Source organism: Paucibacter sp. PLA-PC-4 (genome assembly GCF_026241155.1).
GTDB lineage: Bacteria > Pseudomonadota > Gammaproteobacteria > Burkholderiales > Burkholderiaceae_C > Roseateles_E.
This window is the reverse complement of record NZ_JAPFGP010000020.1, coordinates 1-26,772: the sequence shown is the minus strand read 5'-3', so window position 1 is coordinate 26,772 and position 26,772 is coordinate 1. Positions and strand designations below refer to the sequence as shown.

General features: G+C 65.9%; 20 protein-coding genes and 1 pseudogene. 13 read left to right on the top strand and 8 right to left on the bottom strand.

Features of this window, described 5'->3' with window-relative positions:
• Positions 1-8 precede the first annotated feature (8 nt).
• From OOZ63_RS24410 to OOZ63_RS29155, 3 genes are all read left to right on the top strand, one after another.
• Entirely contained in the window at positions 9-1,331 is a 1,323-nt protein-coding gene (locus OOZ63_RS24410; protein WP_266008256.1) for a TRZ/ATZ family hydrolase, read from the top strand.
• Positions 1,332-1,460: 129 nt separating this feature from the next.
• A complete protein-coding gene (gene purL, locus OOZ63_RS24405) occupies positions 1,461-5,456 on the top strand; it encodes a phosphoribosylformylglycinamidine synthase (protein WP_266008255.1) in 3,996 nt (1,331 codons plus the stop codon).
• Between the two features lie 127 nt (positions 5,457-5,583).
• Positions 5,584-7,128 (top strand): methyl-accepting chemotaxis protein, encoded by a 1,545-nt coding sequence (locus tag OOZ63_RS29155; protein WP_323055785.1) that lies wholly within the window; start codon positions 5,584-5,586, stop codon positions 7,126-7,128.
• 18 nt (positions 7,129-7,146) lie between these two features.
• Here the strand turns inward: OOZ63_RS29155 and OOZ63_RS24390 are convergent, their stop codons facing one another.
• On the bottom strand, positions 7,147-8,133 hold the full coding sequence (locus tag OOZ63_RS24390) for an LLM class flavin-dependent oxidoreductase (RefSeq protein ID WP_266008254.1): 987 nt from the start codon (positions 8,131-8,133) through the stop codon (positions 7,147-7,149).
• Positions 8,134-8,269: 136 nt separating this feature from the next.
• Positions 8,270-9,334, bottom strand: a complete 1,065-nt coding sequence (locus OOZ63_RS24385; protein ID WP_266008253.1) for a S1C family serine protease — start codon at positions 9,332-9,334, stop codon at positions 8,270-8,272.
• 29 nt (positions 9,335-9,363) lie between these two features.
• Here OOZ63_RS24385 and OOZ63_RS24380 point away from each other — a divergent pair, with 29 nt between their 5' ends.
• Genes OOZ63_RS24380 through upp form a run of 3 tightly spaced genes read left to right on the top strand, consistent with a single transcriptional unit; the run spans position 9,364 to position 11,485 of the window.
• Positions 9,364-10,080, top strand: a complete 717-nt coding sequence (locus OOZ63_RS24380; RefSeq protein WP_266008252.1) for a DUF1624 domain-containing protein — start codon at positions 9,364-9,366, stop codon at positions 10,078-10,080.
• Positions 10,077-10,823: a 23S rRNA (guanosine(2251)-2'-O)-methyltransferase RlmB gene (gene rlmB / locus OOZ63_RS24375; protein WP_266008251.1), complete on the top strand. Its 747-nt coding sequence runs from the start codon at positions 10,077-10,079 to the stop codon at positions 10,821-10,823. The genes OOZ63_RS24380 and rlmB overlap by 4 nt, the downstream gene beginning before the upstream one ends.
• 29 nt (positions 10,824-10,852) lie before the next feature.
• Positions 10,853-11,485, top strand: coding sequence for a uracil phosphoribosyltransferase (gene upp, locus OOZ63_RS24370; RefSeq protein ID WP_137940635.1), 633 nt, complete (start codon positions 10,853-10,855; stop codon positions 11,483-11,485).
• A gap of 39 nt (positions 11,486-11,524) precedes the next feature.
• Here the strand turns inward: upp and OOZ63_RS24365 are convergent, their stop codons facing one another.
• From OOZ63_RS24365 to OOZ63_RS24355, 3 genes are read right to left on the bottom strand one after another with little or no spacing between them, the layout of a single operon-like run.
• On the bottom strand, positions 11,525-12,073 hold the full coding sequence (locus tag OOZ63_RS24365) for a chromate transporter (RefSeq protein ID WP_266008250.1): 549 nt from the start codon (positions 12,071-12,073) through the stop codon (positions 11,525-11,527).
• On the bottom strand, positions 12,070-12,651 hold the full coding sequence (locus tag OOZ63_RS24360; protein ID WP_266008249.1) for a chromate transporter: 582 nt from the start codon (positions 12,649-12,651) through the stop codon (positions 12,070-12,072). The genes OOZ63_RS24365 and OOZ63_RS24360 overlap by 4 nt, the downstream gene beginning before the upstream one ends.
• A gap of 10 nt (positions 12,652-12,661) precedes the next feature.
• Complete coding sequence (locus OOZ63_RS24355; protein WP_266008248.1) at positions 12,662-13,669, bottom strand: D-2-hydroxyacid dehydrogenase family protein; 1,008 nt, start codon at positions 13,667-13,669, stop codon at positions 12,662-12,664.
• Between the two features lie 107 nt (positions 13,670-13,776).
• On the opposite strand from OOZ63_RS24355, the gene OOZ63_RS24350 reads away from it, so the two are divergent.
• Positions 13,777-14,283, top strand: coding sequence for a DUF1993 domain-containing protein (locus tag OOZ63_RS24350; protein WP_266008247.1), 507 nt, complete (start codon positions 13,777-13,779; stop codon positions 14,281-14,283).
• A gap of 13 nt (positions 14,284-14,296) precedes the next feature.
• Here the strand turns inward: OOZ63_RS24350 and OOZ63_RS24345 are convergent, their stop codons facing one another.
• Positions 14,297-14,773 carry a hypothetical protein gene (locus OOZ63_RS24345; RefSeq protein WP_266008246.1) on the bottom strand — a complete coding sequence of 159 codons (477 nt, stop codon included), beginning with the start codon at positions 14,771-14,773 and terminating at the stop codon, positions 14,297-14,299.
• Positions 14,774-15,045: 272 nt separating this feature from the next.
• Between OOZ63_RS24345 and OOZ63_RS24340 the strand changes: the two genes are divergently transcribed.
• The 6 genes from OOZ63_RS24340 to OOZ63_RS24315 all read left to right on the top strand — a co-directional run bounded on the left by OOZ63_RS24340 (position 15,046) and on the right by OOZ63_RS24315 (position 24,121).
• Complete coding sequence (locus OOZ63_RS24340) at positions 15,046-16,935, top strand: tetratricopeptide repeat protein (protein WP_266008244.1); 1,890 nt, start codon at positions 15,046-15,048, stop codon at positions 16,933-16,935.
• Entirely contained in the window at positions 16,932-19,283 is a 2,352-nt protein-coding gene (locus tag OOZ63_RS24335; protein ID WP_266008242.1) for a type I secretion system permease/ATPase, read from the top strand. Before OOZ63_RS24340 ends, OOZ63_RS24335 begins: the two co-directional genes overlap by 4 nt.
• A 13-nt stretch (positions 19,284-19,296) precedes the next feature.
• On the top strand, positions 19,297-20,493 hold the full coding sequence (locus OOZ63_RS24330) for an HlyD family type I secretion periplasmic adaptor subunit (protein WP_266008240.1): 1,197 nt from the start codon (positions 19,297-19,299) through the stop codon (positions 20,491-20,493).
• Between the two features lie 72 nt (positions 20,494-20,565).
• A complete protein-coding gene (locus tag OOZ63_RS24325; RefSeq protein ID WP_266008239.1) occupies positions 20,566-22,011 on the top strand; it encodes a TolC family protein in 1,446 nt (481 codons plus the stop codon).
• A gap of 48 nt (positions 22,012-22,059) precedes the next feature.
• On the top strand, positions 22,060-23,025 hold the full coding sequence (locus tag OOZ63_RS24320) for a WxcM-like domain-containing protein (RefSeq protein ID WP_266008238.1): 966 nt from the start codon (positions 22,060-22,062) through the stop codon (positions 23,023-23,025).
• Positions 23,018-24,121: a DegT/DnrJ/EryC1/StrS family aminotransferase gene (locus OOZ63_RS24315; protein WP_266008237.1), complete on the top strand. Its 1,104-nt coding sequence runs from the start codon at positions 23,018-23,020 to the stop codon at positions 24,119-24,121. Before OOZ63_RS24320 ends, OOZ63_RS24315 begins: the two co-directional genes overlap by 8 nt.
• 4 nt (positions 24,122-24,125) lie before the next feature.
• Here the strand turns inward: OOZ63_RS24315 and OOZ63_RS29150 are convergent, their stop codons facing one another.
• Positions 24,126-24,599 carry an acyltransferase gene (locus OOZ63_RS29150; RefSeq protein WP_323055784.1) on the bottom strand — a complete coding sequence of 158 codons (474 nt, stop codon included), beginning with the start codon at positions 24,597-24,599 and terminating at the stop codon, positions 24,126-24,128.
• A 105-nt stretch (positions 24,600-24,704) separates the two neighbouring features.
• Positions 24,705-26,772 (bottom strand): annotated as a pseudogene (locus OOZ63_RS24300) (heme utilization protein); the annotation flags it as partial.

Here is a 26,772-nt window from a genome sequence, read left to right as displayed (position 1 = left end):
AGATACCCATGAGCCAAGCCCAACAAACCCTGCTGAAGGCCCGCTGGATCGTCTCCATGGCGCCCGGCAGCGAGGTGCTCAACGAGCATGCGCTGGTGATGCAGGGAGAGCGCATCGCGGCCATCCTGCCCTGGGCCGAGGCCGAGGCTCAGTACCCGAATGCGGCCAAGGTCGAGCTCGGCTCGCATGTGCTGATCCCGGGCCTGATCAACGGTCATACCCACTCGGCGATGTCGCTGCTGCGCGGCGTGGCCGACGATGTGCCGCTGATGGACTGGCTCAATAACCACATCTGGCCGCTGGAGAAGAAATGGGTCAGCGAAGACTGGACCTACCAGGGCTCGCTGCTGTCGGCGGCCGAGGCGCTGCGCGGCGGCGTGACCTATCTGAACGATATGTACTTCTTTCCGACCGCAATGGCGCGCGCCGCGGTCGACTCGGGCATACGCGCCGGTGTGTCTATCAACGTGATCGATTTCCCGACCGGTTATGCCTCCGGCCCGGACGACTACATCGCCAAGGGCCTGGCCGCGTATCAGCAGTTCAAGGGCGAGAAGCTCTTGGACTGGACCAGCGCGCCGCACGCGCCCTACACCGTGTCGGACGAGACCTTCGTCAAGCTGCGACAGCTGGCCGAGCAGCATGAGATGCAGATGCACTGCCATATTCACGAGACCCAGGACGAGGTCGATGGCAGCTTGAAACAGTACGGCATGCGGCCGCTGGAGCGCCTGAACAAGTTGGGCCTGCTCAATGAGAAGATGATGGCCGTGCACATGGTCCATCTGAACGAGGACGAGATTGCGATGCTGGCGCGTCAACGGGTGCACCTTGTCCACAACCCCAACTCGAACATGAAGTTGGCCTCGGGCGTCTGCCCGGTGACGGCGCTCGAAGCCGCCGGCGTCAACACGGTTCTGGGCACTGACGGCGCGGCCTCCAACAACCGCCAGGACATGTTCGGCGAGATCCGCGCGGCGGCCCTACTGGCCAAGGGTTCGACGCAGAATCCGACCACCGTCTCGGCCCGCACCGCGCTGGAGATGGCTACGCTGCGCGCCGCCAAGGCCATGGGCCGAGGCGATGAGCTCGGTTCGTTGGAAGTGGGCAAGCTCGCCGACGTCGTTGCCGTCTCGCTGGACGCGCTGGAATGTCGGCCGGTCTACAACCCACAGGCCCAGCTGGTCTATGTGGCAGGCCGCGAACATGTGTCCGATGTCTGGGTTGGCGGCCGTCAGGTCTTGAAAGACCGCGAGCTGACCACCATAGACCAGAGCACCTTGCTGGATCGCATCGAAGGCATCGTCGCCAAGATGAAGACCGAGCGCTGAGTTCGCTTACTGGATGGTGAAACTTGCCGCCTTTGCGGGCGGCAAGACCAAGACCCAGGCCAGCCTCGGTAGAATCCCGCACTTCATCGAAGGTCGGCCGTCTCGGTCCGGCTAGCACTGCGGGATTCCATGGCTTCCACCAAGCATCTGCTTTCGTTCGAGGGCGGCAACGCTCTTTCCGCGTTCCGGGCCCAGGCCTTGCTGCCTCGGCTGCAGGCCGTCAATGCGCGCATCAGCGCGGTCCATGCGCGTCATGTGCATTGGGTCTGGAGTGATAGCGCGCTGAGCAGTGAGGACCAAGCCCGGCTGGCAGCGCTGTTGAATTATGGCGATGCCTATGAAGGCGGGGCCGAAGGTAGTCTGGTGCTGGTGGCCCCACGCTTGGGCACCGTCAGCCCCTGGGCCTCGAAGGCCACCGATATCGCCCACAACTGCGGCCTGGGCATCCTCCGCGTCGAGCGGGTCACCGAGTATCGCGTGCAGCTCAAATCGGGCTTGCTCTCCAGCCTGGGGGGCAGCGCCAAGACCCTGAGTCAGGCCGAGCTGATTGCCTGTGCCGAGTTGCTGCACGACCGCATGACCGAGAGTGTGCTGCTGGCCCGCGAGGATGCCGCACATCTGTTCGACGAAAAGACCGCGCAGCCGCTGGCTCATGTCGATGTGCTGGCACAGGGCAGGGCGGCGCTGGAGACGGCAAACAAGGACTTCGGGCTTGCCTTGTCCGACGACGAGATCGACTATTTGGTGACGGCCTTCACCGGCCTTAAGCGCAATCCCAGCGACGTCGAGCTGATGATGTTTGCGCAGGCCAATAGCGAGCACTGCCGTCACAAGATCTTCAATGCCAAGTTCACGGTGGATGGCGTTGAGCAGCCGCTGAGCCTGTTTGGCATGATTCGCAATACGGAGAAGCTGAGCCCGCAGCATACGGTTAAGGCCTATTCGGACAATGCCTCGGTAATGGAAGGCCACCGAATCGAGCGCTGGATGCCGGCGGGCGACCAGCGCGCGCCGCGCTACGAGGCGCGTGAGGAACTGGCCCATGTCTTGATGAAGGTCGAGACCCACAACCACCCGACCGCCATTTCGCCTTTCCCCGGAGCCTCGACCGGTGCCGGCGGCGAAATCCGGGACGAAGGCGCCACCGGCCGCGGCTCCAAGCCCAAGGCCGGCCTGACCGGCTTCTCGGTCTCCAATTTGCACCTGCCGGGCCTTTGCGAGCCCTGGGAGCAAAACCCCGTGGGCAAGCCCAGCCATATCGCCAGTGCGCTGCAGATCATGATCGAGGGCCCGCTGGGCGGCGCGGCCTTCAACAACGAGTTCGGCCGGCCCAACCTGAATGGCTATTTCCGCGTCTACGAGCAGGAAGTGGACGGCGTCCAGCGCGGTTACCACAAACCCATCATGATTGCCGGTGGCTTGGGGGCGATTCGCGACGACCAGACGCAGAAGATCGAGTTCCCCACCGGCTCCCTGCTGGTGCAGCTGGGCGGCCCGGGCATGCGCATCGGCATGGGGGGCAGCGCCGCCAGCTCGATGGCGGCCGGCACCAATACCGCCGACCTGGACTTTGACTCGGTTCAGCGCGGCAATCCGGAGATCGAGCGTCGGGTGCAGGAGGTCATCAACCACTGCTGGGGCCTGGGCGACAAGAACCCTATTCTGGCCATTCACGATGTCGGGGCGGGCGGTATCTCGAACGCCTTCCCCGAACTGGTCAACGACGCAGGCCGCGGCGCGCGCTTCGATCTGCGCAAGGTGCCACTGGAAGAGTCCGGCATGGCGCCCAAGGAAATTTGGTGCAACGAGAGCCAGGAGCGCTATGTGCTGGCCATCGCACCGGACAGCCTGGCCTTGTTCCAGCGCATGTGCGAGCGCGAGCGCTGCCCCTTTGCGGTGGTGGGCGTGACGACCGAGGCGCGCGAGCTGATCCTGGAAGACGGGCCCGGCGGCCAGCGTGCAGTAGACATGCCGATGGATGTGCTTCTGGGAAAGCCGCCCAAGATGCACCGCGAGGTGAGTCGGCTCGAGCGCGATGCGGGTCGTCTGGAACTCACCGGTGTCGATCTGGCCAAGGTCGCCGTCGAAGTGCTGCGCCACCCGACCGTGGCCTCCAAGCGTTTCCTGATCACGATCGGCGACCGCACGGTCGGCGGGCTGAACAGTCGCGACCAGATGGTCGGCCCCTGGCAGGTGCCGGTGGCTGATTGCGCCGTCACGTTGGCCGACTTCAAGGGCTTTGCTGGTGAGGCGATGAGCATGGGCGAGCGCACGCCGCTGGCCGCCGTCAACGGGCCAGCCTCAGGCCGCATGGCCGTTGCCGAGGCCATTACCAATCTGCTGGCCGCGCCGATCGAGCTCTCGCGTGTCAAGCTGTCCGCCAACTGGATGGCGGCCTGCGGCGAACCCGGTGAAGACGCCGCGCTGTTCGACACTGTCAAGGCGGTGGGCATGGAGCTGTGCCCGGCGCTGGGCATCTCAATCCCGGTCGGCAAGGATTCGCTGTCGATGCGCACGAAGTGGCACGACGGGGCTGACAAGCAGGTCACCGCGCCGGTCTCGCTGATCATCAGCGCCTTCGCCAGCATCGCTGATGTGCGCGCAACGCTGACGCCCGAGCTGCAGCCCGGCGACACCAGTCTGATTCTGGTGGACCTGGGTCAAGGCCGGCACCGCATGGGCGGCTCCATCCTGGCCCAGGCGCTGAACCAGTTCGGTGGCGCAGTGCCCGATCTGGACGATGCGTCGCTGCTCAAGAGCTTGGTCGCGGCCGTCAATCAGCTGCGGGCCGAAGGGCGTCTGCTGGCTTATCACGACCGTGGCGATGGCGGCCTGTGGGCCTGCGCCTGTGAGATGGCGTTTGCCGGCCACATGGGCATCAGCCTGAATGTGGACATGCTGGTGACCGAGAGCGACGGCGTCAATGACAGCCGCGCCGACTTCGGCGACTCGAAGAACTGGGCCGCCCAGGTCAGTGCGCGCCGCGAGGAACTGACGCTGAAGGCGCTGTTCAACGAGGAGCTGGGCGTGCTGCTGCAGGTGCCCACCGCCGAGCGCGATGCCGTGATGCAGGTGCTGCGCGCCCACGGCCTGTCCAGGCTGAGCCATGTGGTGGGCAAACCCAACACCACGGGCAAGGTCGAGATCTGGCGCGATGCCAAGACCGTGTTTAGCGCAGCGCTGGAGTCGCTGCATAAGAGCTGGGACGAGGTGAGTTGGCGTATCAGCCAGCTGCGCGACAACCCGGCCTGTGCCGACAGCGAGCATGACCAGGCCGGCCTGGCCGCCGATCCCGGCCGACATCTGCATCTGAGCTTCGATCCGCTGGAGGATGTGGCCGCACCCTTCATCAACAGCGGCTCGCGGCCCAAGCTGGCCATCCTGCGCGAGCAAGGCGTCAACTCGCACATTGAGATGAGTTATGCGATGGCGCTGGCCGGCTTCGATACCTACGACGTGCATATGAGCGATCTGCAAGCGGGCGCGGTCGGCCTTGATCAGTTCAAGGGCTTTGTCGCCTGCGGTGGTTTCAGCTACGGCGACACCCTGGGGGCCGGTGAGGGCTGGGCCCGCTCCATCATGTTCAACCCGCTGCTGGCTGAGCAGTTCAAGGCCTTCTTTGCGCGCCCCGACAGCTTCGCGCTGGGTGTGTGCAACGGCTGCCAGATGATGGCGGCGCTGTCGCCCATCATCCCGGGTGCTGCGGCCTGGCCTAAGTTCACCCGCAACAAGAGCGAGCAGTTCGAAGCGCGCCTGGCCATGGTCGAGGTGCTCGACAGCCCGAGTCTGTTCTTCCAGGGCATGGCCGGCAGCCGGCTGCCGATCGCAGTGGCTCATGGCGAGGGCTTTGCCGACTTCTCGCAGCGCGGCGACGCCAGCACGGTGGCGCGCGCGATGCGCTATGTCGACCATGCCGGCGCGCCTACCGAGATCTATCCGCTGAACCCTAACGGCAGCCCCCAGGGCCTGACCTCGGTGACCACGCCGGATGGCCGCTTTACTGTGCTGATGCCGCACCCTGAGCGCGTCTTCCGCAATGTCCAGATGAGCTGGACCTCGGGCGACAAGAGCGCCTACAGCCCCTGGATGCGCATGTTCCGCAATGCGCGCAAACAGCTAGGCTGAGCGCCTTTTCATCCTCAAGACTCGCCACTCCTGGCCGATAGCCTGGGGTGGTCTCGACGGAGCTCAAGACCTGACCCCGGCGGCTATGGTGTCCCGGGGCGGCTATCAAGAGGAGTTGTGAGTGAGGATGTTTGCCAATTTGTCGATCGGCCGCCGTCTGGCCGTGGCCTTTGCTGCGGTGATCGGCGTGTTCCTGCTGGTGGTCTGGACCGCTTTGGGGAGCGGCGCCAAGCTGGCCGAGGCGGAGAAGCTCAATGTTCACACCTACGAGGTGCTGGACCGCGGAGAGAAGCTCTTGCAGTCCATGGTCAGCATGCAAACCGGCGGCCGCGGCTATCTGCTGGCCGGCGAGGATCGTTATCTGGAGCCCTGGAAGATCGGCCAGGCGGCCTTCGAGAAGAGCTGGGCCGAGGCGAAGCAGCTGACGGTCGACAGCCCTGAGCAGCAACAGCGCCTGGACCAGATGAAGCAGCGCCAGCAAGAGCTAAAGGCGGCCATCGAGGCGCTGTTCCCTGTGCGCCAGGAGGTGCGTGCCGGCAGCAAGATCATCGACGATCTGGTGTCCGCCTTTATGCTGGGCGGCGACAAGGCTGCAATGGATGGCTTTCGCGCCGTGCATGCGGAGTTCTACAAGGTCGAGCGCGAGTTGCAGGCGCAGCGCAGCGCCGAGGCCGAGGCCAACCGCAGCCTGAACCGCTGGCTGATTTTGGGTGGCAGCTTGGTGGCACTGGTGATCGGCGTCCTCTTGAGCATCGGGATCACTCGCAGCATCGTCGCTCCGATCCGGCAGGCCGTGCGCCTGGCTGAGACCGTGGCCGCCGGTGATCTGAGCTCGCGCATCGAGGTAAAGAGCCACGATGAAACCGGCCAGCTGCTGCAGGCCCTGAAGGCGATGAATGAGAGCCTGGTCAAGGTCGTATCCACCGTTCGCCAGAGCAGCGACTCGATAGCAACCGGCTCCAGCCAGATCGCCACAGGCAATGCCGACCTGAGCCAGCGCACCGAGGAGCAGGCAAGCAATCTGCAGCAGACTGCCGCATCGATGGAACAGCTGGCCGGCACCGTGCGCTCCAGCGCCGACACTGCCCAGCAGGCCAACACCCTGGCCGGCTCGGCCCGCGCGGCGGCTACCCAGGGCGGCGACGTGGTGGCCCGAGTGGTCGGCACGATGGACGAGATCAGCGCCTCAAGCCGGCGCATCAGCGACATCATCAGCGTGATCGACGGCATCGCCTTCCAAACCAATATCCTGGCGCTGAATGCCGCCGTCGAGGCTGCAAGGGCTGGCGAGCAGGGGCGAGGTTTCGCCGTCGTCGCCTCCGAGGTGCGCAGCCTGGCGCAGCGCAGCGCGAATGCTGCCAAGGAAATCAAGAGCCTGATAAACGACAGTGTCGAGAAGGTCGAGACCGGCACTCGTCTAGTCGGTGACGCAGGTCAGGCGATGGAAGGCATCGTGGCCCAGGTCAAGCGCGTGGCCGATCTGATCGGCGAGATCAGCACCGCCACTGTCGAGCAGACCTCGGGCATAGGCCAGGTCAGCGACGCGGTGGGTCAGCTCGATCAGGTCACGCAGCAAAACGCTGCGCTGGTGGAGCAGAGTGCCGCCGCCGCCGAGAGCCTGAAACACCAGGCCGGCCGCCTCGTCGAAGCGGTGCAGATCTTCAAGCTCTGAGGAGCGTTTAGAAAACGCCTAGCGGCCCAGGTGCGCTAGCAACTCGTAGGAGCGCCGACGTGCCGTCTGGTCGTGCACTGCGCAGGCGACAATGAACTCGTCAGCACCTGTGCGTTGCTGCGTCGCGCGCAGGCCCGCACGTACCGTCACCGGCGAGCCGACGAGGGATTCGGCCAGCATGCGTGCCACGCCCGCCTTCTCGGCCGTGTTCCAGCGCGACTCCATGTCGTCGACCGGCCGTGGCAGCAGCCCGCGCTGGCCGCGCTGCATGCCCAGAAAGCGCTGCTGCAAAGAGGTGAAGAGAAAGGCCGCCTCGGCATCGCTGTCAGCCACGACCACGTTCAGTCCCACCATCGCATAGGGCTTGGGATGTCTGGCACTGGGGCGGTACTGGTTGCGGTAGAGGTCCAGCGCCTGCATCAGCAAGTCGGGCGCGAAATGGGAGGCAAAGGCAAAGGGCAGGCCCAGATAGGCGGCCAGTTGGGCGCTGTACAGGCTGGACCCGAGCAGCCAGATCGGCACCTCGGTGCCCTGGCCAGGGATCGCGCGCACGACCTGCCCCTCCTTGGCCGGGCCCAGATAGGCCTGCAGCTCTAGCACATCCTGTGGAAAGCGGTCCTCGGCGGCCGTGCTCAGGTGGCGGCGCAGCGCCCGCATGGTCGGGCCGTCGGTGCCCGGCGCGCGGCCCAGACCCAGGTCGATGCGGTCGGGAAACAGCGTGGCCAGCGTGCCGAACTGCTCGGCAATCGTCAGCGGCGCGTGGTTGGGCAGCATGATGCCGCCGGAGCCGATGCGCAGGGTCTGCGTGGCCTGCGCCAGCTGGCCGATCAGCACGGCGGTGGCAGAGCTGGCGATGCCGTCCATATTGTGGTGTTCAGCCACCCAGAAGCGGGTGTAGCCCAGCCCTTCGGCATGTCGGGCTAGCGCGATGCTGTCGTGCAAGGCCTGGGCGGCGGTACCGCCTTCGACGATGGGGGCGAGATCGAGGATGGAAAGAGGACTCATGAAGCCAGTCTAGGAGTGTCACGCCAACCTTGCCGAAGCAAGGCCTTGCCGTGGCGCGCTGGCCGCCGGCGCCTCAAGCTGCCTGACCAAGCCGCTGGAGATTGCTCAGGTCCTGTGGTCTATCGATGCGGCCTTGTCAGTCTGAGCTTCCCAGTACGACGCTGAGCACCCGGGTCTTGCCGCCGCGCCAGACCGTCAGCCGGACCGTGTCGCCGCTTTGGCGGCGCTCCAGCTCGCTGAGCATGTCATCGAGATCGGCCACAGCGACCTCGCCGACCGCGGTGATCACATCGCCCTGAATCAAGCTGCCGTCGCGCGCCCGGGCGAATGCCTGCAGACCGGCCTTGGCGGCCGGGCTGCCGGGCGTCACGCGCAGCAGCGCCACGCCCTTGGGCAGCTTCAGCGCGCGGTGCAACTGCTCCGGCGCCGCGCTGACGCCCAGGGCCGGGCGGATGAAGCGGCCGTCCTTGATCAAGCGGGGCACGACACGGTTGACCTCGTCCACAGGGATCGCGAAGCCGATGCCGGCGCTGGCACCGCTGGGGCTGTAGATCGAGGTGTTGACGCCGATCAGGCGGCCGGCCGAGTCCAGCAACGGGCCACCGGAGTTGCCGGGGTTAATGGCCGCATCGGTCTGGATCGCGCCTCGTATGCTGCGTCGTGTCACAGACTCGATCTCGCGGTTCAGCGCCGAGACGATGCCGGTCGTTAGCGTTTGGTCAAGGCCGAAGGGATTGCCGATCGCATAGACCTGCTGGCCCACCAGCAGGTCTCGACTGGCGCCCATTGGGATCGGCGGCAGCTTGTCGCGAGGCGCCTTGATGCGCAGCACAGCCAGATCGCGGTCCTCGAAGGCGCCGACCAGCTCGGCGTCGTAGCTGCTCTGGTCATTGAGCGTGATGCGGGCCGCGTTGGCGCCCTGGATCACATGAAAGTTGGTGACGATATGGCCTTGCTCGTCCCAGATGAATCCGCTGCCGGTGCCGCGCGGCACCTCGGAGACATTCATCGAGAACATATCTCGGCTCAGGCCCAGCGTGGTGATGTGGACCACCGAGGGCGAGACCCGCTTGAAGACATTGATGTGGTTAAGCTCGGCCGCCTGCAGCGGGCCGCGCGGCTGGACCTCGCGGGGCTGCTGGGCCTGGGCGGCACCGAGGCTCAATGCGGCGAGCAGGGTGGGCAGGAGTAGACGATGCATGGCTGGTTTGTCGATAGACTGCGGCGCTGATGATAAGACCTGACCCCGCCCTCCGATATCAACGCCTGGACGCGCTGCGCGGCGGCGCCGTCGTCTGGATGGCGATCTTCCATTTCTGTTTCGATCTCGATCATTTCGGGATGATTGCGGCCGATTTCACGCACGACCCATTCTGGACTTGGCAGCGCACGGCCATCGTCAGCCTGTTCCTCTTCTGTGCCGGGCTGGGCCAGTCGGTGGCGCTGGCCGGCGGCCAGCGCTGGCCGCGGTTTTGGCGCCGCTGGGCCCAGGTGGCTGGCTGTGCGGTGCTTGTCTCGGCCGGCTCCTGGCTGATGTTCCCGCGCAGCTTCATCAGCTTCGGCGTGCTGCACGGGATGGCGCTGATGCTGCTGGTCCTACGGCTGCTGGCGCCGCGGCTGCCGCTGGCCGGGCTATTCGGCCTGGGCCTGCTGGCGCTGGTCGCGCCGGCGCTGTGGCAGCACCCGGTGTTCGACAGCCGTTGGACGAACTGGGTCGGTCTGGTCACCGCCAAACCCTTCACCGAGGACTATGTGCCGCTGCTGCCCTGGATCGGCGTGATGCTGTGGGGCTGTGCTTTGGGGCGCTGGCGGCCGGCGTTGCTGCAAGGGGCGCTCCCGGCCATGCTGGCGCCGCTGGCGGCGTTGGGGCGATGGTCGCTGAGCTTTTATATGCTGCACCAGCCCCTGCTGATCGGCTTGCTGATGGCAGTTACCATGGCGCCATGAGCACTAGCAATAAAATTCTGTTTGGCTTTCATGCCGTTACCGTGCGGCTAAAGACGCATCCCAAGTCGATCAGCGAAGTCCATGTCGACGCTACGCGGCGCGATCAGCGCATGCGCCAGTTCGTCGAACGCGCTAAGGAAGCGGGCATGAAGATCGTCGACAGTGACGACGAGCGCCTTTCCAAGCTGGCGGGCTCGAGCCGCCACCAAGGCGTGGTCGCCCGCGTCACCGCTCTGGCGATGCTGCATTCGCTGGACGAGGTGATGGAGGGATTGGAGGCGGCCGAGGTGGTGCCGCTGCTGCTTGTGCTGGACGGCGTCACCGATCCGCACAATCTTGGCGCCTGTCTGCGCGTGGCCGATGGGGCGGGCGCGCATGCAGTGCTGGCGCCCAAGGACCACGCGGTGGGACTGAATGCCACCGTGGCCAAGGTGGCCAGCGGCGCTGCCGAGACCGTGCCCTACCTGATGGTCACGAACCTGGCCCGCTCGCTCAACGAGCTCAAGGAGCGCGATGTTTGGATCATCGGCACCTCGGACCAGGCTGAGAAGTCGATCTACGATATCGACCTGCAACGACCGGTGGCCTTAGTGCTGGGCGCCGAGGGCGACGGCCTGCGCCAGCTGACAGCCAAGACCTGCGATGAGCTGGTGCGCATCCCGATGAAGGGCGCGGTCGAGAGCCTGAATGTCTCGGTGGCGGCCGGTGTGTGTCTGTATGAGGCGCTGCGCCAGCGCGGATAATCGCGACATTCAACGAAAGAACCAGCGCCATGTCCGTCATCGAAGTCCACCACCCCCTGATCAAACATAAGATTGGGCTGATGCGCGAGGGTGACACCTCGACCAAGAAGTTCCGCGAGCTGACCGGCGAGGTCGCGCGCCTCTTGGCCTATGAGGCTACGGCTGATTTCCCGCTGGAGAAAACCACAATTGAAGGCTGGTGCGGCCCGGTCGAGATCGACCAGATTGCGGGCCGCAAGGTCACCGTGGTGCCGATTCTGCGGGCCGGCCTGGGCATGCTGGACGGCGTGCTGGACATGATTCCAAATGCCAAGATCAGCGTTGTGGGACTGGCCCGCGACCATGAGACGCTGCAGCCGGTGCACTACTTCGAGAAGTTCGTCGGCCAGCTCGACGAGCGAACTGCGCTGATCGTCGATCCTATGCTGGCCACCGCCGGCTCGATGATCGCGACTATCGACCTGCTCAAGCGCCGTGGCGCCAAGGACATCCGCGCCCTGGTGCTGGTGGCCGCGCCCGAGGGCATTGCCGCGCTAACCAAGGCCCACCCCGATGTGCGCTGCTGGACCGCCGCGATCGACAGCCATCTGAACGAGCAGGGCTACATCATCCCGGGACTGGGTGATGCGGGTGACAAGATATTCGGCACTAAAGAGGCCTAAAGTCCCAGTGCGGCTTCCGGCCTTCTCCAAAGCTAAGGATCAGACGATCCCCATCGCCCCCAGCACCCCGCCGCCCAGCACCAGCCAAACCAGGCTGATGCGGGTCTTGACGGTCAGCAGCACGGTCAGCGCGATGACGGCCAGCGTGGCCAGGCGGTGCTCGGGATCGCGCACGTAGGGTACGGCTAGCAGCCAGCCGGTGGCGATCAAGAGGCCCAGGGTCAGCGGTGCCATGCCGGCAGTGAAGGCCCGCACGCCTACCGTCTGCTTATGCTCGCGGGCCCAGCGGGTGGCGGCCAGCACCAGGGTGGTGGAGGGCAGCATGATTCCTGCCATCGTTGCCAGCGCGCCCAGCGGGCCAGCCACATTCCAGCCAAGCACCGCAACAAACAGGATGTTGGGCCCCGGCGCGGCCTGGGCCAGTGCGATCGAGCTGGTGAACTGGGTATCAGTCAACCACCCCTGCTGGCCTACAAGATAGCGATGCATCTCCGGCGCGGCTGTGATCGCACCGCCGATGGATAGCAGCGAGAGCATCAAGAAATGCAGGAACAAGCCACCGAACTGGGCCAGGCTCAGCTCGTTCATGCCCGTTCATCCCCATCGTCCCGCGACAGCCGCCGCCAGGCCAGGAGCATGCCGATGCCGCCCAGGCCCAGCACCACCCAGAACAGCGGGGTGCGAGCCAGCGCAATGGCGCCAAAGGCGGCTAGTGCCAGCAACAGGGCCCAGGCGCGCCCGACCGGATTGCGCTTTAGCGAGGGCAGCAGCTTCAGCCCGGTAGCGATGATCAGGCCGGCCGCCACCGCGCCCATGCCGCGCAACGCGCCGGCCATGGTCTGGAGCTGCAGCAGCGCGTCGGAGATTGAGGCCAGGCCCAGCACGATGACCGAGGGGAAGAGCAGCATGCCGGCCAGCGCCGTCAGCGCGCCGCGGATGCCGAAGAAGCGGTCGCCTATCATCAGTGAGAGATTGACCACATTGGGCCCGGGCAGCACCTGGGCGATGGACAGCATCTCGACGAAGTCCTGGCGGCTGAGCCAGCCCAGGCGCTCGACCAGCTCGCGCTGCGCCACCGCCAGCACACCGCCGAAGCCCTGCAGTGCCAGGCGGTTAAAGGCCCAGAACAGCATGCTCAGCGAAGCGGGCCGCGCCGTGCCACTCATCACCTGAACCTCACCGCTTGACTTTCAGTGCGTCCGGGTTGACGAGATTGCTGGGGCTGCCCTTGAGAAAGTTCAGCACGTTGTCGAAGGCGGCATCGAAGTACATCTCGTAGCTGTCCTGCTCGACATAGCCGATATGGGGTGTACAGACCGCGTTCTCCAGCCGCATCAAGGGGTGGCCCTGCAGAGGCGGTTCGCTCTCAAACACGTCGATTGCCGCCATGCCGGGCCGGCCGCGGTTCAGTGCCGAGACCAGCGCGCCATCGGCCACCAGCTCGGCACGTGAGGTGTTGACTAGCAGGGCGGTCGGCTTCATTCGTGCCAGATCCTCGGGCGTGACCAGTCCGCGGGTGGTGTCCGACAGACGCAAATGCAGGCTCAGTACGTCGCTGCTCTCGAAAAAGTTGGCTCTACTTTCGGCTGCCAGATAGCCGTCGGCCACCGCCTTGGCCCGCGAAGCCTCGCTGCCCCAAACCTGCACCTGCATGCCGAAGGCGCGGCCGTAGCCGGCCAGCAGCTGGCCGATCTTGCCGTAGCCCCAGATGCCCAGCGTCTTGCCGCGCAGCACCATGCCCAGCGCGAAGTTCGGCGGCATCGACCCGCTCTTAAGCCCGGACTGCTGCCAGGCCCCATGCTTGAGATTGCCAATGTACTGCGGCAGCCGCCGCATCGAGGCCATGATCAGCGCCCAGGTTAGTTCGGCTGGCGCGACAGGAGAGCCCACGCCCTCAGCCACCGCGATGCCCAGCCGGGTGCAGGCCTCGACGTCGATATGGCTGCCGACCCGGCCGGTTTGCGCGATCAGCTTGAGCTTGGGCAGTTTCTCAAGCAGCTGGCGGGGGAAATGAGTGCGCTCGCGTATCAGCACCAGGACCTCGGCATCGCGCAGCCGTATCGACAGCTGGCCAATGCCCTTGACGGTGTTGGTGAAGACCTTGGCGTTCAGCGGGTCCAGCTTGGCGGCGCAGCGCAGCTTGCGCACCGCGTCCTGGTAGTCGTCGAGGATGATGATATTCATGGTGTGCTGCTTGCCATTTTGCCCTGGCTTGCGGGCATCTCTGACCGCTCTGCAGCGAATGAGCCAAATCGTTACGATCGCGCCACCCTTGACACACGGAGACACCCATGACGATTTCGATGCACTCGGCCAGCGCGCCGGTCTTTATCCGCATGTTTGGCAATGCGCTGAACTGGCTGGACACCGCCAAAGCCCATGCTGAGGCCAAAAAGTTCGACACCAGCGTCTACATGACTTTGCGCCTGGCACCGGACATGCTGCCGCTGCCGCGCCAGATCCAGATCGCAAGTGATGCCGCGAAGGGCTGCATTGCTCGCCTATCAGGCCAGCAGGCACCCAAGTGGGAGGACACTGAAGCGACGCTGGACGAGCTGATTGAGCGCATCCGCAAGACGATGGACTATGTGAATTCGGTGCCGGCAGCCTTGGTGGACGGCAGCGAGGATCGCGCGATCGAGATCCCGACTCGCGCCGGCGAGCCGCACCGCTTTAATGGTGAGGACTATCTGCGCCACTTCGCTCTGCCCAACTTCTACTTTCACCTGACCACCACTTACGCGCTGCTTCGCCATGCCGGAGTCAGCCTGGGCAAGATGGACTATCTGGGCCGCTGAACCTGCGCCGCCCTCACTGCCGCCGGTTCGGGCCGCTGAAAAAGAAGGCGTCCAGTGGATCGGTGAAATGGCGGTTGATATGGGCCAGCCGCAGCTCGGCCTCGCGCTGGCTCAGTGCGCGGGCCACCTCGGTATAGAGCCAGCCGCGCAGATGCCAGAAATCGTCGAGGCTGCGGCCGCGCTTGATGCTTCGCCGCAACTCATCGGCAGCCGGAACATCGCACAGCGAGGCCTCGAAATCGGCGCGCAGTTGCGGCAGCAACTGCGCGCAGCGTGCCCGCGCCTGGGCCGGCGTGTCACCCCAGGGCTCGGCTTCGCGCGGCAGCCAGCGCAGCAGGCTTTGCAGCAGCGAGTCGTCGGGACGCTGGCCGGGCGGATGGATGGCCGCGCCACGGACGGTGCTGGGCTCGGATGGCGGCTGGGACGTTCTGGACCTGGACTGCTTCCAACGCGGTAAGAGCTTGTTCAGCATGGCTTGTCTTGTTTTCATCAGCGGACGGCACCTGTCCCCCTCCGGGCGGCACGATGCAGATTCTGGTCAGACCAGGCGCATTCCAAGCGGCGATAAAAGCGGCTTTGCGGCCCCAGATCCGCCTCAATGGCCGTGAATATGTGCCGTCCCCCCGGACTTCTTCCGGCGCAAAGCCGACGGCGAGGCGATTTGGCGGTGAAATGCGCGCCTAATCACTGGCTGCGTGTCCGGGTCAGCCCCTACCATCAAAGTCAATCTGTTCTACGGCCGTCGACCGACGGCTTCTTGTCATGGACATGTCTCAGCCCAGCCTCCAATCGCTTGCCGTACCCGACGCCCATGCCGCTGCTTGGCAGCGCGCGATGGCGCAGGCCAGCACCGCTGCCATCGGCCTGCCGGAGCTGATGGCCGAGGCGGGACGCTGGCAGAACCTGGGTCTGGCGGACGCGGCGGCGGCGCTGTACATGGCCTGGATCGCCGCGTCGGACTCGCCGCTGCGCACGGTCGCCTGCTACAACTGTGGCACCTTGCTGGGCAATCTGCGACGCCATGCCGAGGCCGAGCAGCTCTACCGACAGGCGCTGGCGCTCAAACCGAATTTCGCCCAGGCGCGCCTGAATCTGGGTCACCAGCTTGAGCATTTGGGCCGTGTCTCCGAGGCCCTGGCGGCCTGGCAGGAGGTGGCCGAGAGCACGCACGGCCTGGACAGCGTCGGCGGCGATCCGCTGGAGCTGAGCCTGCATGCGATGAACAATCTGGCCCGGCTGCTGGAGCTGCAAAAGCGCTTTGCCGAGTCACAGTCCTGGATGCAGCGCAGCCTGGCGCTCAAGCCCGACCAGAGCGATGTGATGCAGCACTATGTGCACATACGCCAAAAGCAGTGCGAATGGCCTGTCTACCAGCCGGTCGGCGAGGTCACCTACAACCAGCTGCTGTGCAGCACCTCGCTGCTGGCCATGCTCAGCATCAGCGACGATCCGGCGCTCCAGCTGATGACCTCTCAGCGCTTTGTGCTGGAGAAGGTGCTGAAGTACAAGGGCCGGCCCTATCACCATCTGCATGCGGCCAGCCCGCGCCAGGGGCGCCTGAAGATCGGCTATCTGTCCGGCGATCTGTGCATGCATGCAGTGGGTCTATTGACGCCCGAGCTGTTCGAACTGCATGACCGCGGTCGCGTTGAGGTCCATGCCTTTTGCTGGAGCCGGGAGGACGGTACGGCCCAGCGCCGGCGCATTCTCGACGCGATGGACCGGGTGCATCGTATCGGCGAGCTCGAGGACGAAGCGGCCGCCCGCCTGATTGCACAGCAAGGTATCGACGTGCTGGTGGATTTGCAAGGCCTGACCAGCGGGGCCCGCCCCAACATCCTGGCCTACCGGCCGGCGCCGGTGCAGGTAAGCTATCTGGGCCTGCCGGCCACCTCGGCGCTGCCGGGCGTGGACTGGATCATCGCCGACCGCTACGTGATGCCGCCGGAGTACCTGAGCTTCTGCACCGAGCGCCCAATCACGCTGGAGCATTGCTACCAGGTCAGCGACCGCCAGCGCGAGGTGGGCCCGACGCCCAGCCGTGCGCAGTACCAGCTGCCCGAGGAGGCTTTCGTCTTCTGCTCCTTCAACAACAATCACAAGTTCAACGAAGAGATGTTCGCGGCCTGGATGCGCATATTGCAGCAGGTCAGCGGCAGCGTGCTGTGGCTGCTGGCCGACAACGAATGGGCCAAGCGGAATATGCTGGCCACTGCGGCCGCCCACGGCGTTGCGGCCGAACGACTGATCTTCGCGCCGCGGGTGGCGCCGCCCGAATACCTGGCGCGCTTCGTGCTCGCCGACTTGGTGCTGGACACCTTCCCCTACAACGCGGGCACCACGGCCAGCGACTGCCTGTGGATGGGCGCGCCCATCCTGACCCGCTCGGGGCGCAGCTATATCTCGCGCATGTGCGGCAGCCTACTGACCCATGTGGGATTGCCCGATCTTGTCACCTATTCTCTGCAGGAGTACGAGCAGCGGGCCGTGCAGATTGGCCAGAACCCGGCGCGCGCTGCCTCCTACAAGCGCTATCTGGGCGAGCATGGCCGGGCCTCGACCCTGTTCGATATTCCCGGCATGGTGCGCGAGCTGGAGGACAAGTTCGAAGCCCTGGCGCTGCCCAAGCGCCAGCCTGAAGGAACGCGGTGACGCAGAAAAAGCACGATCCCTTCTTCGACGGCGCAGGCAGGCCGCCCGGATCGCCGGGGCTGTACCTGGCGGCGGACGGCTCTGCGCCCGCGCCGGTCGAGGAGCCGCGCGACTGGGAGGCCGAGGCCGGGCCGGACATCGGCGATCCCCTGCTGCATGCCCTGGTCTGGCTGACCCGGCACCACGGCCGGGCCCGCTCTGCCGAGTCCTTGCGGGCCGGCATGCCGACCGAGGGCGCCCTTGGGCCAGATCAGGCCTTACGGGTGATGCGCGAAGCCGGCTACAACGCCGGCCTGTCGCGCAAGAAGATCTCCGACATCAGCCCATTGCTGTTGCCGGCCGTGCTACTGCTCAATGGCGGTGACGCCTGCGTGCTGGTGGCCCGCCACGAGGCTTCCGAGGCGGGGCAGGCCACCTATGACGTGGTGTTCCCAGGCGCCGACGCCAATGTCTGCCGCGCCTCGCTGGCCGAGCTGGAAACCGAGTTCACCGGCTTCGTGCTGCTGGTCACCCTGCCCGAGGTGTCGCAGGCCGGCGCCGCCCAGGGACGCGGCGAGCCGCTGCTGCGCGCCGAGGGCAGTCACTGGCTGTGGGGCACGCTGCGACGCTTCATTCCCTACTATCGTGCGGCCATGGTGGCTGCCCTGCTCAGCAATGTGCTGATGCTGGTGTCCGGCTTGGTGACCATGGTGATCTACGACAAGGTGATCCCGAACCAGAGCTTCGTGACCCTGTGGACCCTGGCTGTCGGCGCCACGCTGGCGTTGCTGTTCGATCTCTTTGCCAAGCAGCTGCGGTCCCACTTGATCGATATCGCCGGGCGCAAGGCTGATCTGATCATCGGATCCAAGCTGTTTCGCCAGACCCTGGGCGTGCGCATGGAGCACAAGCCCGAGTCGGCCGGCTCTTACGCCCATACCCTTGCGCAGATCGAGGTGGTGCGCGACTTCTTCGCCTCCGCCAGCATGTCGGTGGTGTCGGATCTGCCCTTCATCATCCTGTTCGTCACGATGGCGTTTGTGATCGGCGGGCCTTTGGGCTGGGTGCTGGTGATTGCGATTCCGCTGATCCTGTGCATGACCTGGGCCATCCAGGGCCGCATGCGACGGGCGGTGCGGGCCAATATGACCGAGATGGCCGACTTGCAGGGAACATTGGTCGAGGCGATCGAGGGCCTCGAAGACCTGAAGACCTCGGGTGCCGAGGGGCGCTTCATACGCCGCTATGAAACCAGCAATGCTGTGGCGGCCGAGGCCGGCATGCGCACCCGCAGCATGCACAGCTGGAGTAGCAATATTTCATCGTCCCTGCAGCAGGCGATCACCCTGGTCATGCTGGTCTGGGGCGTCTATCTGATCGAGGCCGGCAGCATCAGCGCTGGCGCGCTTATAGGCGCGGTGATGTTCGCCGGCCGCGCGATCGCGCCACTGGGCAGTGTCGTGAGTCTGGCCGCCCGCTACCAGGGCGCGCATGCGGCGCTTGTTTCGCTGAACCAGCTGATGGCCAAGCCCACCGAGCGCAGTGCCCATCGCAACTACGTGCCGCTCAACGGCATCAGCGGCAGCATGGGACTGCAGGATGTCGGCTTTGCCTATCCGATGAGTGGCGAGGGCAATGCGCCCAAGGTTCTCAAGGGCGTCAACCTGCGCCTGAAGGCCGGCGAACGGGTGGCGGTGCTGGGTCGCATCGGTAGTGGCAAATCCACCGTGCTGCGCCTGCTGGCCGGGCTGTACCAGCCGACCGAGGGCATGGTGGAGGTTGACGGCATCGATCTGCGCCAGATCGATCCGGCAGAGTTCCGCGCCCGGGTCGGCTTCGTGGCCCAGGAGCCGCGGCTGTTTCACGGGACCTTGCGCGACAACGTGCTGATGGGCCGGGCTCATATCGATGCGGCGCGCCTGGTCGAGGTGGCGCGGCTGACGGGTCTGGACCGCGTAATCGCCGGCCATCCCCTGGGCTGGGACCTGCCGGTCGGAGAGATGGGCGGCCTGTTGTCGGGCGGCCAGCGCCAGCTCGTGGCACTGGCACGCAGCCTGGTGACAAAGCCCCAGGTGTTGCTGATGGACGAGCCCACCAGTTCCATGGACGCACAGTCCGAAGTGGCTTTTCTGCGCCAGCTGCGAGATGCGGCGCCCGAGTGCACCCTCGTGGTGGTGACGCACAGGCCTGCGGTGCTGGAGCTGGTCTCGCGGGTAGTCGTGATGGATGCCGGCAAGCTGGTGCTGGACGGACCACGCGACCAAGTGCTGGCTGCGCTGTCTGGCATACGTCCCGCACCGGCCGGGGAGGGCTCGAACCTGCACATGCATCCGAGCGCCCAGCCAGTCCAGCGGTCGGCTTCGGTATGAGGGGATGGCTGCAATGAGCGCATCTCGCGACGAGGGCATGTTCATGAGCGCGCTGGCCGCGGCCCAGGTGGATGAGCCGCTGCCGCGCGTGACCTGGGTGCTGTACCTGCTGCTGGCGGCGGTGCTGGTGGCCATCGTCTGGTCGGCACTGGCCGAGGTCGAGCAGGTCAGCCGCAACGATGGCCGCATCGTGCCAGACGCGCGCGAGCAGGTGATTGCCAGTGCCGAGGTCGGCATCCTGCGGGAGCTGCTGGTGCGAGAGGGCGACCGGGTCAGCCGGGGCCAGGTGCTGGTCCGCCTAGATCCTACCCGGGTCGAGGCGCAGCAAAACGAGGGTCAGGTCAAGCGTCTGGCCTTGCAGGCAACGATTGCGCGGCTGGCGGCCGAGGCCGCCGGGCGGCCGCTGCAGTTTCCTGCCGAGCTGCGCGATCACAAGGCTTTGATGGAGGCCGAGACCGAGTCATTCGAGGCGCGCCAGCGCCTGCTGGAGGAGGCCGTAGCCAGCATCGGCCGCAGCGCCGCGCTGCTGGGGCGCGAGATGCGCATCGCGCAGAGCATGGCGGCCAAGGGGCTGATGTCCGATGTGGAAGTGATGCGACTGTCGCGCCAGGTCAACGAGCTGCAGCTGCAGCGCAGCGAGCGAGTCAGCCGTTTTCGGCAGGAGGCCAGCGCCGAGCTGGTCAAGTTGCGCAACGAACTGGCCCAGCAACAGGAGCAAATGGTCGTCCGGCAGGATGCGCTGACCCGCACGGTGCTGAGCTCCCCGGTCGATGGTCTGGTCAAGAACATCCGTGCCAACACTCTCGGCGGTGTCATCACGACCGGCGCACCCATTATGGAAATTGTGCCACTTACCGAGCGCATCCTCGTCGAGACCCGCATCAAACCGGCCGAGATCGGCTATCTGCGGGTCGGCCAGAAGGCCACGATCAAGGTTGCCGGCTTCGACTACAACGTGTTTGGTGGCCTGCAAGGCAAGGTCGAGTACATCAGCCCCGATGCGCTGGGCGATGCCGACAAGGGGGGCGACGGCCGCTACTACCGTGCCTTGGTCCGCACCGAGCGAAGTACCCTGCGCTACAAGGGTGAGGCGGTCGAGGTCATTCCGGGCATGAATGCCTCGGTCGAGATCAAGACCGGCGAGCGTTCGGTGCTGAGCTTTCTGCTCCGGCCCATGCTCAAGACCCAGGAAGCGATGCGCGAGCGCTGAGCTCGATTTGCACCCCGGCAGCGCCTTTGTTCCGCGCATTGCAGCGCCCCCAGGCGTGATCCAGTAGGGGCTATGCTGAAAACACTGCTCGCCGTCTCGCGCCAGGGCCTGCGCCGGGTCTTGATCCTGCCGCTTTCGCTGGCGCTGCTGGCGCCCGATCCACTGCTGGCCCAGACCAGGAACCGTCCCAAGAAGGCGGCCCCGGCGCCGGCGGCCTTCGCTGCGGCCGAAGTCAGGCAAAGCCGCTGTGGCGAAGAGGATGTGCTGCCGACCACGCTGGGACGCGGGGCGCTGAACTTCGAGACCAGCAGCACCGACCCGCGCAGCCAGCTGCAGCAGCTGGTCGAGCTGGCCCAGCAACGCAGCCAGGGCCTGGGCGCGGCCAACTTGCTGGCCCAGGCCGCCCGCTCCGAGTGGGAAGAGGCCAAGGCCGCACGCATACCCCAGGTCAATCTGGGCGGCACGCTGGCCCAGACGGGCAACAAGACCGAGGGATTTCCCGGCCAGTCGGGTATCCAGGGCAGCGCCAATCTGAGCGTCAGCGCGCCCTTGTATGACTCTGGCCGGAACGCCCAGCTCGCGAACTGGCGCAGCCAGCTGGCCGAAGCGGCCCGTCATGGCCTGGTCAGCGTCGAGCAGCAACTGGCGCTCCAGACCGTGTCCCTGGCCATGGATCGCAGCCGCTACCAGCTGCAGGCCCAGGTCTACGCCCAGTATGTACGCAAGATGGCCTGCCTGGTTGAGGCGCTCGACACCATTGTGCAGGCCGACCGCGGCCGTGCCAGCGAGCTGGTGCAGGCGCAGAAAAACCAGCAGCAAGCCGAACTGGCGGTGGTTCAGACTCTCAGCGTGCTGCGCCAGGTCGAGTCGCGGCTACGCCGCTTCGTCGGCGACCGGTTGCCGCCCAGTGCCAGCTACTCGGCCTTGTTGACCCAGGTGCCCGAGCTGGCCGAGATGCAGCGCGATGCCGAGTTGGCGCCAGAGCTAGCCCAGTTGGAGGCCCAGGCCCGCGCTCAATCCAGCTATGCAGAGTCGGTCGTGGCCAGCTACAAGCCTCAGGTCAATCTGCTGATGGGCGGCACCGCCACGGCCGGCAAGATTGGCCCCAGCAAGAGTGCCGAGTTCGTCGCCGGCGTCAGCGTCAACATCCCGATCTACAACGCCGGTGCCGAGCACAGCATCAGCGCTGCCCGCAAGCGTGCCGAGGCCGTGCGCCTGCAGCGCGAGGACCAACTGGAAGCCCGCCGCTACCGCATGGTCGACATGCATGAGGCTGCCGTTTCCTCCTTCGACCGGGCGCGTCTGATAGTCGACATCCTGCGCAATAGCGAGAGGGTGCGGGCATCGACCTTGCAGCAGTGGCAGCAACTGGGCCGGCGCTCCCTGTTCGACGTCATGGGCGCGGAGGCGGATTACTATTCGCTACGCGTGGCCCAGGTCAATGCCCTGGTCGACGGCCAGCAGGCGGTGGCCTTGCTGTGGTCGATGGGCCGTGGCGTGCTGACGCCGCTGCGCTGAGACCGGGCGGCCGGAGCGCCAGAGCCCGACAAGATGCAAAGGAAATCCATGAGCGAGTTGCTCGACAAGCGGTCCGTGTTCGTCCATTCTCATGCGCTGGTCGAGTCCAGCCGCATCGGCCCTGGCAGTCGGATCTGGGCCTTCGCCCATGTGCTCGCCGGCGCCGAAATCGGCGCCGAGGCCAATATCTGCGACCATGTCTTCATCGAGAACGATGTCTGCATCGGCGACCGGGTCACCGTCAAATGCGGGGTGCAGCTTTGGGACGGCATTCGCATCGAGGACGATGTCTTCATCGGGCCCAACGTCACCTTCTCCAACGATCCCTTCCCGCGCAGCAAGCAGCGTCCGGAGCGCTTTGCACAGACCCGGGTTCGCTGCGGTGCCAGCATCGGCTCCGGAGCGACCATCCGGCCCGGCATCACCATCGGGCCGGGCGCCCTGGTCAGCGATGGCGCGGTGGTTACCCGCGATGTGCCGCCAAATGCCATCGTCGCGGGGAATCCCGCCCACATCACCGGCTATGCCGATACGCCGCAGGTCGAGACCACCGTGGCAGCCGTGGCCGCCAGCAAGGCCGATGCGGTGCCGGCACTGCAGGCGCGCGGCGCTCGGCTGCATCCGTTGCCAAAGATCGTCGACCTGCGTGGCGCGCTGTCTTTCGGCGAGATCGGAGTCCACCTGCCGTTCGAGCCCAAGCGCTTCTTCATGGTCTATGACGTGCCCAGCCTGGAGGTGCGCGGTGAGCACGCCCATAAGGCCTGTCACCAGTTTCTCGTTTGCGTGAAGGGCTCGCTGAGTGTGGTGCTGGACGACGGCGAGCGCCGCGACCAGGTGCTGTTGGACAGCGCCAAGATGGGGCTGCACATCCCGCCGATGGTCTGGGGCATACAGTACCGCTTCTCGCCTGATGCCGTGCTGCTGGTGCTGGCCTCGCACTGCTACGAGGCCGAGGACTACATCCGCAACTACGACGAATTTTTGGCCGCCGTGGCCGCACAAGCCCATGTCTGAACCCATCCCCTTCCTCGATCTGCAGCCCTGCTATCGCGCCTCGCAGCCGGCCATTGATGCGGCGCTGGCCCGTGTGGCAGCCAGTGGCTGGTTTTTGTTAGGCAAGGAGCTGGTCGCCTTCGAGTCGCAGTGGGCTGGCTACTGTGCAAGCGCCCATGCCGCCGGTGTCGCCAATGGCCTGGATGCGCTGCATCTGAGCCTGCGCGCACTGGGCGTCGGGGAGGGAGACGAGGTGATCGTGCCCTCCAACACCTATATCGCCACCTGGCTGGCGGTCAGCCAGTGCGGCGCCAGACCGGTGCCCGTCGAGCCCGATCCGCTGAGCTTCAACCTCGACCCGGCGCGCATCGAGGCCGCGATCACCCCCCGCACCCGGGTTCTGCTGCCGGTGCACCTCTACGGCCAGCCGGCAGATATGGACCCCATCATGGCGCTGGCCGAGCGACACGGGCTCAAGGTGCTTGACGACTGCGCCCAGGCCCACGGTGCCGCCTACAAGGGCCGCCCGGTCGGCGGCCTGGCCCATGCCTCGGCCTGGAGCTTCTATCCCGGCAAGAATCTGGGCGCAATGGGCGATGGCGGCGGTGTCACGAGCGCTGACGCCGACCTGATCGAGCGCATCAAGGTGTTGCGCAACTACGGCTCGCGCATCAAGTATCACAACGAGCTCAAAGGCATCAACTCGCGGCTGGACGAGATCCAGGCGGCAGTGCTCAGCGCCAAGCTGCCCCAGCTCGACGAGGCCACAGCGCAACGGCGCTCGATCGCGGCGCGGCTGCTGGAAGGCCTAGCCGACACCGGTCTTCAACTGCCGCAGGTGCCGGCCTGGGCGGAGCCGGCCTGGCACCTATTCGTGGTCCGTCATCCGGCGCGTGACGCCCTGCAAGCACGCCTAGCCGAGCGGGGTCTTGGCACCTTGATCCATTACCCGGTGCCGCCGCATCTGCAACCGGCTTATGCCGAACTGGGCTATGGCCCTGGCGATTTCCCGATTGCCGAGGCCATGCACCGGGAGGTGCTCAGTCTGCCCCTGTGGCCTGGCATGAGCTCCGCACAGATCGATCGAGTGATCACGGAAGTCCGCGCCTGCGTCTGAACGATCAGCGCTGAGGCACCGGCCCGCGGGAGCGGGCTGGGTTGCCGACCCACAGCTCGCCAGCCGGCACATCTCGCGTCACGACGCTGCCCGCGCCGACCATCGCGCCCTCGCCGATGCTCAGCCCGCCCAGGATCGTTGCATTGGCGCCGATCGAGGCGCCGGCGCCGACTTGGGTGCGCTGGAAGGCCGGCGGGTAGTGCTTAGAGCGCGGGTACTTGTCGTTGGCAAACGTAACGTTCGGGCCGACGAAGACATCGTCGGCCAGGCTGATGCCATCCCACAGTTGCACGCCGCACTTGACGGTTACCCGGTCGCCGATTTGCACATCGTTTTCGATGAAGCACTGCGCATTGATATTGCAGTCTTGGCCGATGCGCGCGCCGGCCAGCACGACGCAGAACTGCCAGATGCGGGTGCCGGCGCCGATCTCTCGGGTCTGTACATCGGCGCTGGGATGGATATGGGATTCGTTCATAGCGGTGATCCGGGTGAGCGCTGCGAGCATAAATGAAGAAGCCCCATCCGGCGGCTGTGCCGGATGGGGCTGGTGGCCGGCAGCACAGGGCTGCCAGGCTGCCGATCAGATCAGCGGCGGCAGGCGGTTCTCATCCTCATCGGCCAGCGGCTTGGCCAAGGGGTGGAGGGGGGCAGCCCCGTGTCCGGCCACCGACAGTCCGGTGGAGGCCGCCGTGCCGCCCAGCAAATTGCTGCTCGGCCCGGTCAGCACATCACCCAGGCTGACGCTCGGCGTCCTGTCCTTGGCGAACCAGACGTCGGCCATGGCCATCGTCTGCCCGTCGGTGGTCTTGTAGTCAGAGACCAGGCCGATGAAGTTGCCGTTGTCGACCTCGGTGCCCTTCTGGGCCTGCAGATTGAGCTCAGCAACCCCCAGCTCTTCCAGCGACTTGAGCTCACCGTTGTCGGTCTTGCCGTCACTATTGGCATCGACCCAGACCTGCAGCTGCGCCCAGCTGGCATCCAGCGCGCTGAGCTTGCCATCGCCGTTGCTGTCTTCCTGGCTCATCGCGTGGTAGCCATCGGCGGCGCGGCGGCCGTCGGCAAGCATGGTGCCGGAGCCGAACAGCTCGCGACCGTCATTGATGCTGCCGTCGCCGTTGCGATCCATCACCAGCAGACCGTCGCCACTGCCGGCCCAGCCCCAGCGCTGCACATGGCCGGTGCCGGTCAGATCGAAATCGACGCCGTCGGCGGCTGCCAGCGTCTGGATGCCGTTGCCATCCAGATCCAGCATGATGGGCGTGGACAGGAAGAGCGCGCCGACCTGGGCGCCGGTCATCGCACCGATTTGATCGGAGCTGAAGGCCAGCGACTGGTCCATATTCATCGCGCCCAGGTCCTGGGTCTCGAAACCGGCGATCTGGTCGGTGGTGAGGGCCTGGATGTGGTCGGTGCTAAGCCCCTTCACCGAGGCTGTGGTCAGCTGCGCCAGGTCCTGGGTCTCGATGGCCCTGATCTGATCCGTGCTCAGGCCGGCAATCTGGCTCGAGTTCAGTGCTGCGAACTGATGGGTTTGCATGGCCTCGACATTGTCAGTGCTCAGTGCGCCGATCTGCTCGGTGCTCAGCACCCTCAGCTGGGCCGAGTTCAGCGCCCTGAGGTCATCGCTCTCCAGCGCCGCGATCTGCTCGGTCTCGAGTCCGCGGATCTGGTTGGTACTGAGTGCGGCCACCTGCTCGCTGCGCAAGGCCTGGATGTTGTCGGTGGACAGGGCGCCGATCTGGTCGGAGTTCAGTGCACGGATCTGGGCGCTGCTCAGTGCACGCAAGTCATCGCTCTCCAGCGTGGCGATCTGGCTGGTGCTCAGTGCCGCGATATGGCCGGTGTTCAGGGCCTTGAACTGGTCGGTGCCCAGGGCGTTGAGGTCATCGCTGCCGAGGTCGCGGATCTGGGCCGTAGTCAGTGCGGCGACTTGAGCTGTACGCAGCCCACCGATCTGGTCGGAGTTGAGGGCCGCGAGCTGATCACTGTTGAGCGCACGCAGGCTGGCCGTGCCCAGGGCACGCAGATCGTCGGTCTCCATCGCCGCCATCTGATCAGTGCTCAGGCCGCGGACCTGGGCCGTGCTCAGCACCCCGACCTGCTCGCTGCGCAGGGCCTGGATGTTGTCGGTGGACAGGGCGCCGATCTGGTCGGAGTTCAGGGCACGCAGCTGGGCGCTGCTCAAGGCACGCAGATCATCGCTCTCCAGCGTGGAGACCTGGGAGCTACCCAGCGCGGCAATTTGTGCGCTGTTGAGGGCCTTGAACTGGTCAGTACTCAGCGCGTTGAGGTCGGCGCTGCCGAGCTCGCGAACCTGGCTGCTCGATAGCGCTCCCACCTGCTGGGTGCGCAGCGCGCCGATCTGGTCAGAGTTCAGGGCCGCAAGCTGATCGCTGTTGAGCGCACGCAGGCTGGCGGTGCCCAGCGCACGCAGATCGTCGGTCTCCAGTGCACCGATCTGGTCGGTGCTCAGGCCGCGGACCTGCTGGGTGCTCAACGCACCGACCTGTTCAGACTTCAGCGCCTGGATGTTGTCGGTGGACAGGGCGCCGAGCTGGTCGGAGTTCAGGGCGCGAAGCTGGGCGCTGCCCAGGGCGCGCAGATCGTCACTCTCCAGGGTGGAGACCTGGGAAGTGCCCAGCGCGGCG